Origin of the sequence: Cerasibacillus sp., from assembly GCF_036516575.1 — a bacterium.
Taxonomy (GTDB): Bacteria; Bacillota; Bacilli; order Bacillales; family Amphibacillaceae; genus Cerasibacillus.
Genome location: NZ_DATBTY010000002.1, coordinates 14,881 through 29,215 on the forward strand (window position 1 = coordinate 14,881; position 14,335 = coordinate 29,215).

Consider the following 14,335-nt stretch of genomic DNA (forward strand, 5'->3'; position numbering starts at 1 on the left):
AGATTCGTTTAAGATGCAAATTTAGTTTTAATATTTTGGAAAGAGTATCAAACTAATTACTTTAAAAATTTTCCGTTTGCGTGTTCACCTAAAATAAGATAATTTAATTCTTCTTCTGATATACTGTTATATTCTCTTCGTTTAACTAAATAAAAGCCCGCACCAATTACAATCCATAGTATCAAAGCGATTCTAGATTCAATACCGAGAAATGCAGGAGATCCTGGGATGAGCAATAATGCAATAAATATTAAGCTTGCTATAATACCAATACCGGCTATTAGTTTTTTCCACGGAGCAACAAGCGCTTGCTCTGGTCCAGAAGTGTTTTTCTTAGACCATTTAAACAATTTATATGCAGTAAAACATGTATAAAAATACGCAATAGACACACCAATGGAAGACATATCTACTATCCATACTAATACTTCTCTACCAAACCAAGGAGCAGCCATAGCGATGATAGTAGTAAAAATAATCCCTACATAAGGTGTCTTATACTTAGGATGAAGCTTTGAAAAAGCAGATGGAATAACCTTGGCACGAGACATCGCAAATAACAAGCGACTTGTTGATAAAATAAATCCGTTTAAACCAGTGAAAATCCCCATTGTTAATGCAATTACTAAAATAAATAATCCGATTGTTCCTAACACATTTTCAATAGCAAAGCCTGTCCCCCACAAATGCTCCTCACTTACTAGAACTAACCACGGCTCTGTCATAGCAGTTGTAAAAATCATAAAGCTATAAAGTAAAAATGCAGCAATCATCGCAAAAATAATTAGACGAAAAGCTTTCTTTGAAGAAAAATGAAATTCTTCTGCCATTTGAGGTACATTATCAAATCCAACATAGGCCCAGGGAGCAATGGCTACAATAGAAATTATAGCTGAAAATGTTGTCACTTCTGGATTGAAAAACGGCTTTATATTTCCTATATCAGTGCTAGGCGACAGACCGACTAAAACAGATAAAAGGAGCACACCAATAACCATAACAACACAGAAAATAAATTGCATGCTTCCGGTTAACCCAGATCCACGGATATTCAGATAAGCAAAAACAATTAATGCTATTGTAGCAATAATTACTTCTGTAAAATAGACATCCCATCCTGCTAATTCATACATGTGCATTTTCTGGATAAATGATGGTGAAATGTACTTAAACATTAATGCAAATGCAGAAGCATTTAGTGCGACTATACATATATACCCTAATGATAAAAACCATCCCGATATAAAGGCATGTTTTCGTCCTAAACTAATAAACGCATAGGCAAATTCCCCGCCAGAAACAGGGAAATTCTTTATCAAAAATCCATAGCTAACAGCAATCAGCATCATTAACAAGGCACCAATACCAAATCCAATAATAACTCCTAAGGGGCCTGCTTGAGATATCCAATTAGTTGGTTGTACAAACGCTCCCCAGCCAATGGAGGAACCTAACGCAATCGCCCATACCCAATGCGGTTTCAATGACTTATTTAGTGATTCTCGTTTTTTCATAGTTGTCTCCTAACTTGGTGAATAAACTTTAGATTGTGCAATTTTAATATCATTAACAATTCTTTCCATAAAAATATTTAATATTAATATTATATCAGAAACAAAACTTATCAAAAAAGATTAAGGGTTTAACTTTTATTTCAATAACAATTAGAATTTCTTATATTTGTTCTTTATATGTCTTGAAATTGATAAATATTTTAGGGAAACAAACTTGAAAAAAAATCTTATAGTCCGATGTATATAGATAGATGTAATATATAGGAGGTGTAAATGGTTGCGATTAAGGGCATTACCTACTTTTTTAACAATATTTTTTATAGCCAGTCATCCAATAATGGTTGCAGCCGATCAACTTGAGATAACAGACTCAACTTCAGAAGTAGAACAAAAGGTGGAACAGGAAGGTGAAGAATATTCACCTCAATCACAAGAGGTTGATGATAAATCGACTGAGAATCCTGTAGAAGAAGGAATTTATGTAGAAGAAGATTCTCAAAAAGAAGTAGAATCCGACTCTACTCAGGAAATAAAAGACAAACAAGAATCTACTAAAGTGCAACCAAAAACAAAAAAAGTAACAACCGTATTCCCACTAGCGAAAGGTGACAGACATAAAAAAGTCATCGAAGTTAAAAAAATGCTAAACGAACTAGACTTTGGTGGGATTAAAGAAACGAAACTCTTTGGTAGTTTTACAATAAAAAGGGTAAGGCAGTTCCAAGAATTTGCTGATATTCCTGTAACAGGTAAGGTAGATGAAAAAACATTTACTAAGCTGGAAGAATACTTTAACAATCCATTCCGCAAAGGTGTACATCATCCACAAACAAAAGATTTAAAGAAAAAGCTCAATCGGTTAGGTTTTGGTAATATTCGAGTTACAGAACTTTTTGGCAGTTTTACTGTGAAGAAAGTGAAAGACTTTCAGCAACACTACGGACTCAAAGTGACTGGAATTGCTGATAAAGAAACATTAAATAAAATAGATACGTTACTAGAAAATTCATTGCAACAAGGTAGTAAATCAGATGTATTAATTTCTTTAAAGAAGAAAATGAATTGGATAGGCTATGGCAATATTTTAGAGACGGTTAATTTTGGTAATTTTATGGAAAAGAAAGTAAAAGAGTTCCAAAGAGACTATCGTTTACCAGTAAATGGGTTGATTGATAACATCGCACAACAAAAAATAGATGGTGTCTTTGATCAATCCATGAAAAAAGGGGCACGTCATAAAGGAATTCTTAAATTAAAACGCCAATTAAATCAGTTAGGATTTGGTAAAATTAAAGAAACAACGTTATATGGCTCATTTACTGCTAAGAAAGTAAATGAGTTCCAAACATATTACGGTTTGAATCCAACTGGCCAAGCAGATTTGGCGACATTGGATCAATTAGACGAATTGATAAAAAGCCCCTATCAAAAAGGTAAACGTCATGAAGATATTAAACATTTTAAGCGTCAATTAAATGAATTAGGCTTCGGTCATATTAAGGTAACGTCATACTTCGGAAGCTTTATGGAAAAGCGCTTAAAAGCTTTTCAAAAACAAAACGGTTTAAAAGCAACTGGAATTGTTGATGAACCAACAAAGAAAGCACTAAATGAAGCATCTGCAACTGTTTTAAAAAGAGGCGTGCGCCATCAAGATGTCATTCAGTTAAAGAAAGATTTAAATCGCCTCGGTTTTGGCAAGATTAAAGTAACGTCTTTTTATGGAAGCTTTACAGAAAAACGCGTTAAAGACTTTCAACATCATTATGGATTAAAAGTGACTGGAGAAGCTGATGCGAAGACAATAAATAAAATCAATACCATATTAACATCACCTTATCAAAAAGGGAAACGCCATAAAGATATTGTGAAACTGAAGCAAAACCTAAATCGACTAGGCTTTGGGTATATTGCTGAAACAACACTCTATGGAAGTTTTATGGAAAGGAAAGTAAGGGATTTCCAAAAGAGGAGTCACCTTCCGGTAAGTGGCATAATTGATGAAATTACTTATGACAAAATAAATAATAGCATTGTCAAAATTTTCATTGACCCTGGTCACGGAGGGAAGGATCCAGGCGCCAGAGCATATGGTCTGAACGAAAAAGACGTTGTGCTAGATATAGCTCATCAAACGGCTAACGCACTTCGTAAAGACTATTACGGTGTAGAGATTAAATTTTCACGAACGACTGATACATTTATTGAGCTAGAAGACAGAGCTAGAATGGCAAACAACTGGGGGGCAACATACTTTATTAGTATCCATAACAATTCCTTTAATGGCTATGCCAGTGGCTTTGAAACATACATTCATAATGGAAATGTATCGTCATTTACTAGGCAGAAGCAAAATCAAATTCATAATCATTTAATCCGTCAATTAAAGGTAAATGACCGTGGTAAGAAAAATGCGAATTTCAATGTTTTACGCAACACGGAAATGCCATCTATCTTAGTAGAATATCTATTTATTGATAATCGGGTGGAAAACTTAAAACTCGCAAGTTCAAATTATCGTGAAATGATTGGAACATATACCGCAGATGCTTTAGCTAAGGCATTTGATTTAAGGAAGAAATAATAAAAATGAGAGCTCTCAATTGGTGAGCTCTTTTTTTAATATAAAAATTGGCAACATTTCCACGTGCAAAAACTTGAAATTATAATGATTTTAGCCGATTATTATACTAAGGGAAAAAGGAGGTGAGCTCATTGCGGATTAAGAAGACTATCATTATATCATCCACTTTAATGCTTGTTCTTTCTTCACCTAGTAATCTACATATTGCTAAAGCACAAGAAGAAAATGGAGAAACACGAGTTGAACAATCGATAACGACAGCTGAAGAAAAACAAGAAGAAGTAGTAGAATCGATCAATGAAGAGAATCCAAACGATGTAGAACGCAATGAAGCAGAACAAAATGATTCACCAGAGGACACGGAAATAAAAGCAGAAGATAAGGTGGAAGAGGAAGAATCAGAAGAAGCAGTTAAGGATGAACAATCTCGTGAACCTGAAGAAATAGTCACGATGCAAAAGTCTTCTATTCAAACGACAACACTTAAAGAGGGAGATCGTAACAAGCAAGTTGTTGAATTGAAGAAGATGCTGAATCGTATTGGATTTGGAGGTATTAAGGTAACAGATTACTTTGGAACCTTTACGACTAAACGAGTGAAACAATTTCAGGAATATGCTGGCTTAAAGCAATCGGGGATAGTAGATACGACAACACTTACTAAAATAGAAGAAATCTATAATAGCCCATTACAACAAGGGAAGCACCATAACGATTTAATTGATATTAAAAAACAATTAAATTGGTTGGGATATGGAAAGATAATAGTGACAACCTATTTTGGTGAATTTATGGAAAAGCGTGTGAAGAAATTTCAAACTGATCACGGACTACCGGTTAGTGGAATAATTGACAAGAATACGGAGAGCAAAATTAACGCAGAGTATAATCGTATTTTTCAAGAAGGCGGACGTCATGATAGTATTAGAACAGTGAAAGAAATGCTTAATGCAGTGGGTTTTGGAAATATACAAATAACATCATTGTATGGTAGTTTTATGACTAAAAAAGTGAAGGAATTTCAAAATTACTACGGCTTAAACGCAACAGGAAAAATGGATTTAAATACACTGGATGAACTTGAAAAAATTTATCAAAGCCCATTACAAAAAGGTAAGAGTCATCCAAAAGTTGCCGAATTAAAACAAAATTTATCTAGATTAGGATTCGGGAGCTTTGTAGGCAATAATCATTTCGGAAGCCTTACAGAAAAGCATTTAATAGACTTCCAAAAATATTATGGTTTAAAAGTGACAGGAATTGCTGATTCAAAAACTTTAGAAAAAATAAACGACGTACTTGGAAGCCCTTTGCAAATAGGGAAGCATCATGAAGTATTAATTCAATTAAAAAAGCAACTAAATTGGATAGGATACGGAAGGATAACAGTAACAACCTATTTTGGTGAATTTATGGAAAAGCGTGTGAAGAAATTTCAAACTGATCACGGACTGCCGGTTAGTGGAATAATTGACGAGAATACGGAGAGCAAAATTAGCGCAGAGTACAATCGTATTTTTCAAGAAGGCGGACGCCATGATAGTATTAGAACAGTGAAAGAAATGCTTAATGCAGTGGGTTTTGGAAATATACAAATAACATCATTGTATGGTAGTTTTATGACTAAAAAGGTGAAGGAATTTCAAACTTATTATGGGTTGAACGTAACAGGAAAAATGGACTTAAATACATTAGAAGAACTACAAAAAATTTATGAAAGTCCGTTACAAATAGGAAATAGTCATCCACAAGTTGCAGAGTTAAAGCAAAAATTATCTAAATTAGGATTTGGTAGTTTTATAGGTAATAATAATTTCGGTAGTCTTACAGAAAAGCATGTAAAAGATTTCCAAGGATATTACGGTTTAAAAGTTACTGGAATAGCTGATACCCGTACATTGGATAAAATCGATGAACTATTAAACAGTCCATTCCAAGAAGGTAAGCGTCATCCAGATACAATCAAACTAAAAGAAAATTTAAACCGGTTAGGCTTTGGCAATATTAAAGTAACCGACCTTTATGGTAGTTTCACAGCTGAAAAAGTAAGAGAATTCCAAGAGCATTTTAATCTACATGCTAATGGGATTGCTGATAGTCGCACAATGGCGAAAATAAATGAGATATTAAATAGTCCATTTCAGGAAGGCAAGCGCCATTCCGATATAGTTCTATTAAAGCAAAAATTAAACGCGCTTGGCTATGGAAATATACAAGAGACAACGCTGTTCGGTAGTTTTATGGATAAGAAAGTAAGAGAATTCCAAGCTGACTACGGTCTACCTGTGTCTGGAATAGTCGATGAAATTACCTATAAAACATTAATGACAGCCGAACCAAGAGAAAAGCGTTATGTGACACATACGGATTACGGCTTAACACTAAATGCTGCGGTTGATATCCAAATGGGACGTCTCCAGCAAACAGATAAATACCGGAATGCCCCAGCTTATGTATCAGCCAAGTATGTCAAAGTAACTGAAAACGGTGAAATTACCGGAACAAAAGTAAATTTACGAAGCAATCCAGATTTAAAGGAAAACTCTATTGTGACATCGGTTATTAGAGGAACAAAATTTGAAATCCTTGAAACCATTAATGGCGCATCCGTAAGTGGTAGTACAAAATGGTATAAAATCAGGTACCAAGGTATGACACTTTACGTGCACAGCTCATTATCAAAGTCAACTGGTAAAACAGCCGAAACAACAGCTAATTTAAATGTTCGCGCAGAAAAAAGTGGTAGTAGCCATAAATACGGTGTGATTAGTAATGGCACTACCGTAACGATTATAAAGGAAGGGTCAGCTTGGCACGAGATTGCATATACTGCATGGAGAAACCCGACACGTGCTGATGTAAAAGCAGCCATGGACCCAGTAGCCGCTGATGAATTCCAGCATTTAGATTTATCTAAATTAGCCGGCGCCTCATACACTGAGTTAAATAAACATTTATCAGGCAAAGGTATCTTACACGAAAAAGGCCAAAGCTTTATTAATGGTGCTAAGGCACACAATGTGAATGAGGCTTATCTAGTGGCACATGCCCTACTAGAAACAGGGAATGGTTCTTCTGACTTAGCAACAGGTATTGAAGTTGGCAAAAACAAGAATGGCGAACTTGTACTAGTAACGGGTTCAAACCGTAGTAGTTTAACAGACATAAAAACGACTTACAATATGTTTGGAATTGGAGCCGTTGATAGTGATCCTCGTCGCAAAGGAGCCATCAGAGCATATAAAGAAGGATGGTTTACTCCTGAAGCAGCCATTGAAGGTGGCGCCCAATTTGCTGGACAAGATTACATTCATAATCGATTTAAGCAAAACACGCTTTACAAAATGCGCTGGAATCCTGATATGGTTAACGGAAGCGCGTGGAAACAATACGCTTCCGATATCGAATGGGCACAAAAGCAAATAAGTAGAATTAAAGCGATCTATAATGACATAGACAATCCAGTACTCCACTTTGATATTGCTCGATATAATTAATCTATTAAACTAGTTCCCTTTTGGGGACTAGTTTTTTTATAAAAAATTAAAATGACTTACTCAATAAAACTGTATATTCCTGCCCCTAAATCCAGTAACATTTTCTAACTGTTTAGGAAAAATGTTGCATGAGGGAGTAAAACATTTCCAGAATTGCACATGATAAATACATTATTTTTCTTAAAATCGGATTAAAACAGACCATAATAGAGCATAAACGAGTAATTATAAGTATAGACCGTTAGTCTTATCCTAAAAGCTATATATAAAGATATTTACAAGAAAATGAAGTTCAATCAAATTTGTAATGAGATTAAATAAACGTTATCGTTATAAAGTGACTATTAATTAGAGCGATTATCGTTTGATCACTTATTAAATCCTCTCTACTAGACATAGTCAAAAATTAATAGAGGTGAAATTGTGTCAATAATTGAAGTAAAAAATTTAACAAAAGTGTTTGGAAAACGTACGAAAGATGCATTAACACTTTTAGAAAAAGGTATGTCAAAGCAGGAAATATTAAATGAAACAGGTTGTACGGTAGCTGTTAACAAAGCAAATTTCTCAGTTGAAGAAGGCGAGTTCTTTGTCATCATGGGATTATCCGGTAGTGGTAAATCAACTTTAATTCGTCTCATTAACCGGCTTATAGAACCGACAGAAGGACATATTTATATAGAAGGAAAAGACATATCAAATCTAGATAAAAAAGATTTACGACAAGTACGTAGAGAAAAGTTAAGCATGGTTTTTCAGAGCTTTGCGCTTTTTCCACATCGAACGATACTTGAAAACGCGGAGTATGGCTTAGAAATTCAAAAGGTAGATAAAGAGATACGTCGAAAAAAAGCGAAGGAAGCGTTAGAAATCGTCGGACTCGGTGAATATTTACACCAATATCCAGACCAATTATCTGGTGGAATGCAACAACGTGTTGGATTAGCGCGAGCACTAACAAATGATCCAGAAGTTTTATTAATGGACGAAGCGTTTTCTGCTCTAGATCCATTAATTCGAAAGGACATGCAAGATGAATTAATCGAATTACAAGCAAAAATGAAGAAAACAATCATCTTTATTACCCACGATTTAGATGAAGCTCTTCGATTAGGAGACCGCATAGCATTGATGCGAGATGGATCAATCGTCCAAATCGGAACCCCAGAAGAAATATTAGTTAACCCAGCCAATCAGTATGTTGAAAAATTCGTTGAAGATGTTGATCGTTCAAAAGTGCTAACAGCTAAACATGTTATGAAACGACCTGAAACAGTGAATATTGATCGACATGGACCACGAGTTGCGCTTGAGAGAATGAGAGCAGAAGGCATATCAAGTATTTTAGTCGTTGATAGTAATCGTACCTTAAAAGGGTATGTCACAGCAGATGATATATTAGAAGCAAGAAATAAAGAAAATCGTAACTTAAGCGATATATTAAAGACAGACATTAAAAAAGTCGATAAAGATACCCCGATGAATGAAATATTTAATATGATTTATGATACACCTATCCCAATTGCAGTCGTTGAAGACGAACGATTAGTTGGTATCCTCGTTCGTGGTGCCATTATCGCTGGATTAGCAAGTGAAGGGGGGGTAAATGGAAATGTTTAATATACCCCAAATTCCTATAGCAGAAAAAACAGAATGGCTGACTAGAAAGATTACAGATTCATTTTCTTTCATTTTTGATCCGATAAAAGTCCATTTTGGCAACTTTATGGAATGGACCGCAGATACGTTAAATTTAATACCGCCTGTTATTTTTATTTTATTAATTGCCGTTGGAGCATTTTTTATCTCCGGAAAACGATTAGGATTAGCTATTTTTTCAATCATTGGATTGTGGTTAATTCACAATCAAGAGTACTGGTCACATTTTATTGAAACATTCTCCCTCGTTTTAGTTTCCAGTGTATTATCGGTTATTATTGGTATTCCAGTAGGTATTTTAATGTCAAAAAGTAAGACTGCTGAGATCATTATCACACCGATTCTTGATTTTATGCAGACGATGCCGGCCTTTGTTTATTTAATTCCAGCAGTTGCATTTTTCAGTATTGGGATGGTCCCTGGAGTTTTTGCATCTCTTATTTTTGCAACACCACCAACTGTTCGTTTTACAAACTTAGGAATTAGACAAGTTTCGAAAGAATTAGTTGAAGCATCGGAAGCATTTGGTAGTACCGGTTTTCAAAAGCTATTTAAATTGGAATTACCTATGGCGAAAGCGACGATTATGGCCGGGATCAACCAGACGGTGATGCTATCCCTATCAATGGTCGTGATTGCTTCAATGATTGGTGCACCAGGTCTTGGTAGAGAAGTATTATCTTCTTTACAGCGTGCTCAAGTTGGAACAGGGTTTGTTGCTGGACTTGGAATTGTTATTTTAGCCATTATCATTGACCGATTTACTCAGTATATGAATAAAGGTAAAGTAAAAAACTAATGCGAAAAAACTTTTCACCAGAAAAGTTTTAATATATATTTTCAAAAGGAGAGTTTTTAATTTATGTTAAAAAACGTTAAACGTATAGGACTAGTTATTGGAATCCTAGCAACGTTATTACTCGCTGCATGTGGAGGTTCAGATGGCGATACGAAAGACGATGCGAATACATCTGGAGATCCACAATACGGTAAAGAAATGAACTATACAATTACTGGTATTGAGCCAGGTGCAGGTGTATTTAAAGCATCAGAAACAGCTGTTGAAGAATATGGCCTAGAAGGCTGGGAAGTGCAAGCTTCATCTAGTGGTGCGATGGCAACAGCTTTAGGAGAAGCATACGACAAGGAAGAACCGATTATTGTTACTGGTTGGTCACCACACTGGAAGTTCGCTAAGTATGACTTAAAATATCTAGACGATCCTAAAGGTGTATTTGGTGAAGAAGAAACAATTCATACGATGGTTAGAAAAGGATTAGAAGACGATATGCCTGAAGCGTATCAAGTGCTCGATAATTTCTCTTGGGAAGCTGAAGATTTAGAGGCTGTTATGCTTGAAGTGTCAAGTGGCACAGACCCTAAAGAAGCAGCTGAAAATTGGATCAAAGAAAATGAAGAAAAAGTTGCAGAATGGGTAGACGGTGTGGACGAAGTTGATGGCGATAAAATTGAACTTGTCTATGTTGAATGGGATACAGAAGTCGGTTCAACAAATGTCGTCGCAACTGTATTAGAAGATTTAGGCTATGACGTAACCATCACACCATTAGATAATGCGGTTATGTGGCAAGCAGTCGCAACCGGTGAAGCTGACGGTATGGTTGCTGCATGGTTACCAGGTACACACGGCGATTTATTTGAACAGTATAAAGATGATCTAGTCGATCTTGGTGGAAACTTAGTAGGAGCCAAAATCGGTCTAGTCGTCCCAGCATACATGGACATTGATTCAATAGAAGATTTGGATACAAAATAAGTAGCAATTGACATGCGGAGAAAACGTAGTTGTTTTCTCCGCTTTTTATGTTAATAATACCTAACATACCTTGAATCCAATTATTATTTTGTTAGATGGGGAAGTGAGAAGAATGATGAAGCAGGGATCCATACATGGGGGAACATTATGAATTTAATGTCATGACCCCTTTAAATAAACTATTATTTGAATCTTATTATTATGACTTAACATGAGCACTTCAAATTGTTAAGGAACTGAAATTAACTTTACATATTTGGTTGAAGGAATAATCAATGACTGCTACATTTTATCTTCTTTCTGCCACATTTTTATGGTAAAATGAAGTTGGTAACAAATAATGTTTTATAAAAAGCAGGTGTATTATGTGGAATGTAAGTGAGTTAGTCATCGCATTTATAATCTCATGTATGACCGCATTACTAATTACTCCACTAATTATTAAGATTGTTAACAAATATAAACTTGTTGATAAACCAGACAGTAAGCGAAAATTTCATAATGGTGAGAAACCGAGTTTGGGTGGACTAGCTATTTTTATTGGGGCAGCAGCAGGATATCTCTACTTGCAACCGTCACACCCATACCTAGATGAAATCATTATTGGAGCCTTCATTATTCTCTTGACTGGTATCCTTGATGACATATTCGATTTGAAACCATTTTATAAATTAATTGGACAAGTGTCTGCAGCCACTGTTGTCGTGTCGTCTGGATTAATTATTGATAAATTAACGATTCCTTTTGCAGGAACGGTATATTTAGGCAATTTTGGTATTTTAATTACAATTTTATGGATTGTGGGCGCATCAAATGCAATTAATTTAATTGACGGCCTTGATGGCTTAGCAGCGGGTGTGTCATCGATTGCACTTACAAGTATTATGATAATGGCAGTAATGGATTATCGTGTTATTGTTGTTTATTTAACGATTATTTTAATCGGTGGGACGCTCGGATTTTTAGTTCATAATTTTTATCCAGCGAAGATTTTTATGGGTGATACAGGGGCGTTATTTTTAGGATATGCGATTGCAGTTGTCTCCATGTTTGGTTTATTTAAGAATGTAGCTCTATTTAGTTTTATCGTTCCGTTCATTGTCATTGCTATTCCAATTTATGATACAATCCTCGCTATTATTCGTCGGACATTAAATAAACAAGGCATTGCAACAGCAGATCGACAGCATATCCACTATCGATTAATGTCAATGGGCTATTCACATCGTGCGACGGTCTTAATCCTCTATGGTTTCAGTCTCTTTTTTGGGATTATGGCCATCGTTTTTAATAGTGCAACCTTACTAGCATCGCTCGTCATCATGGTTGCAACATTTTTAGGTATTCAATTAATTGCAGAAATGGCTGGTATTACCTACTTAAATCGTAAACCAGTACTTACTACGATACAAAAACTTATCGGAATAGAACAATCGGCGGAGAGCCGACACAAGCACTAGTCATGGATTAACTAGTGCTTTATTATTTTTTCAAAGCGAGTGATGGATATTCTCTAAACGATAACTGATTGCAGTTGTCTAATACATGATAGATGCCTGTTATTTGTATGGAAATCATTGGTGTTTTTCAGATCACATACATACAGGGTATATTACCACTTAGCATTGAACGCTTGAAAACAGCTGGTTATTCAAAATGTCCGAGTGGTTCGATGGGTAAGTTGAAATCGTATATATTTGAATAACAAACAGTAAAAAAGCCTCCTTAACCAAACTGAATAAGGTCAAGGGGGCTTTCGTTTATTCGTCTAATGCTTCATTAGCGTAGACACTGTCATTACCATCTGTTAATTCTAGATGTTGTTTTAAAATTTGTCTAACTTCATCAACGGATTCTTCATCAGCGATTTCATAAACGATTCCATCCATCCGTTCTGAATGTGATTCAAATTTAATTTGATCGATATTTTTTGGACTGAAATCAGGATAGGCTTTATAGAAGGCAAGACCTTCTGTAATACGCATATTGGTTTCGATGTTATCGCCTATTGTTTCGGCGATTTCATCAATTTTTGTTAATGCGCTAAATGATGTTGCCTTATCAACAATGGCTTTAACAATTTCTTGTTGACGTTCAGCTCGACCAATATCGCCACTAGGATCTTGCTTTCTCATCCGTGCGAATGCGAGAGCTTCTTCACCACTTAAATCCATTGGTCCTTCATGAAACTGGACCCATCTAGAACCAGGAGCCATCGTTTTTTCTTCAAAATCAAACGGAACATCAACTGTAACTCCACCTAGAATATCAATAATTTCAATAAAAGCATCGAAGTCAACGGACGCATAGTAGTCAACAGGAATACCGAGAAATTTTTCAACTGTATCAATCGTCATTTGTTTGCCACCAAAAACATGGGCATGGTTAATTTTATCCATTGTCCCTCTACCAACAATTTCTACGTAAGTATCACGTGGGATACTTAATAATTTCATCCGTTCGTCTTTAGGATTAAATGTGATGAGCATCAAACTGTCTGTTCGACCATTTGCACCTTCAGTAGAGTAGTCTTCAATCCCCATTAATAAAATAGATACGGGATCCTTACTTATGGTGACGACTTCCTCTCGTAATTCCGATTTTTCTCGCCCGTCAAGGTCATTATATGATTTACTCGCTGCATTGTACGTTTTATAAAATTTATAACCACCAAAACCAATAAGTCCCAACACTAAGACCAATGATAAAAGAACGAATTTTCTTACTTTTCTCTTTTTCTTAACTTTTCTAACAGCCAACCTGTTCATAAGTTTAGGCTCCTTTTTGCTAATCTTAAAACCTTTAACTTTATTAATTATAGGTATTTTCCTCGAAATTTGCAATCTAGTTCTCTATTTAATGGAAAGAAAGTTTTATCCAATATTTATTGTTGCCATCCTTCATAGAGGTCGTCTTTTATTTTTGAAGTAGAAATATGACGTGTTCTGGGTAAATAGATAACATCACAGTAAGGTTTTAAAAAGTCAAATACACCTTTCCAGTCATCTCCCATAACTAACAAATCAATATCATATGTTTGGATGTCCTTAATTTTTTGTTTCCACGTTTTTTCAGGAATAACTTGATCTACATATCGGACTGACTCAAGGATAATTTTACGATCATCATATGAATAGTATGCTTTTTTCTTTTTGGTCTTATTAAAAGAATCTGTTGATAGGGCGACAATCAAATAATCACCCATTTCTCTAGCGCGTTTCAAGATATTTATATGTCCAATATGGAGTAAGTCAAATGTGCCATATGTTATGACTTTTTTCATTTCATCCTGCTCCCTTAATAC

The 14,335-nt window shown here is 35.2% G+C and carries 9 protein-coding genes; 6 read left to right on the plus strand and 3 right to left on the minus strand.

Annotated elements, in window-relative coordinates:
- Positions 1–56: 56 nt before the first annotated feature.
- Entirely contained in the window at positions 57–1,514 is a 1,458-nt protein-coding gene (locus VIG73_RS00100) for an APC family permease (protein ID WP_331638117.1), read from the minus strand.
- Between the two features lie 277 nt (positions 1,515–1,791).
- Here VIG73_RS00100 and VIG73_RS00105 point away from each other — a divergent pair, with 277 nt between their 5' ends.
- From VIG73_RS00105 to VIG73_RS00130, 6 genes are all read left to right on the plus strand, one after another.
- Positions 1,792–4,098, plus strand: a complete 2,307-nt coding sequence (locus VIG73_RS00105) for a peptidoglycan-binding protein (RefSeq protein WP_331638119.1) — start codon at positions 1,792–1,794, stop codon at positions 4,096–4,098.
- A gap of 131 nt (positions 4,099–4,229) precedes the next feature.
- Entirely contained in the window at positions 4,230–7,595 is a 3,366-nt protein-coding gene (locus VIG73_RS00110; protein ID WP_331638121.1) for a peptidoglycan-binding protein, read from the plus strand.
- 423 nt (positions 7,596–8,018) lie between these two features.
- Complete coding sequence (locus VIG73_RS00115; protein ID WP_331638123.1) at positions 8,019–9,215, plus strand: glycine betaine/L-proline ABC transporter ATP-binding protein; 1,197 nt, start codon at positions 8,019–8,021, stop codon at positions 9,213–9,215.
- Positions 9,208–10,053, plus strand: coding sequence for an ABC transporter permease (locus VIG73_RS00120; protein ID WP_414648343.1), 846 nt, complete (start codon positions 9,208–9,210; stop codon positions 10,051–10,053). The genes VIG73_RS00115 and VIG73_RS00120 overlap by 8 nt, the downstream gene beginning before the upstream one ends.
- A gap of 63 nt (positions 10,054–10,116) precedes the next feature.
- Positions 10,117–11,031 (plus strand): glycine betaine ABC transporter substrate-binding protein, encoded by a 915-nt coding sequence (locus VIG73_RS00125; RefSeq protein ID WP_331638128.1) that lies wholly within the window; start codon positions 10,117–10,119, stop codon positions 11,029–11,031.
- A 365-nt stretch (positions 11,032–11,396) separates the two neighbouring features.
- A complete protein-coding gene (locus VIG73_RS00130) occupies positions 11,397–12,491 on the plus strand; it encodes an MraY family glycosyltransferase (protein WP_331638130.1) in 1,095 nt (364 codons plus the stop codon).
- A gap of 300 nt (positions 12,492–12,791) precedes the next feature.
- On the opposite strand, the gene VIG73_RS00135 is transcribed toward VIG73_RS00130, so the two are convergent.
- Entirely contained in the window at positions 12,792–13,799 is a 1,008-nt protein-coding gene (locus VIG73_RS00135; protein WP_331638133.1) for an LCP family protein, read from the minus strand.
- A gap of 116 nt (positions 13,800–13,915) precedes the next feature.
- The gene (gene tagD / locus VIG73_RS00140; protein WP_331638135.1) at positions 13,916–14,314 is read right to left on the minus strand and encodes a glycerol-3-phosphate cytidylyltransferase; all 399 of its coding nucleotides are present in this window, start codon (positions 14,312–14,314) and stop codon (positions 13,916–13,918) included.
- Between the last annotated feature and the right edge of the window lie 21 nt (positions 14,315–14,335).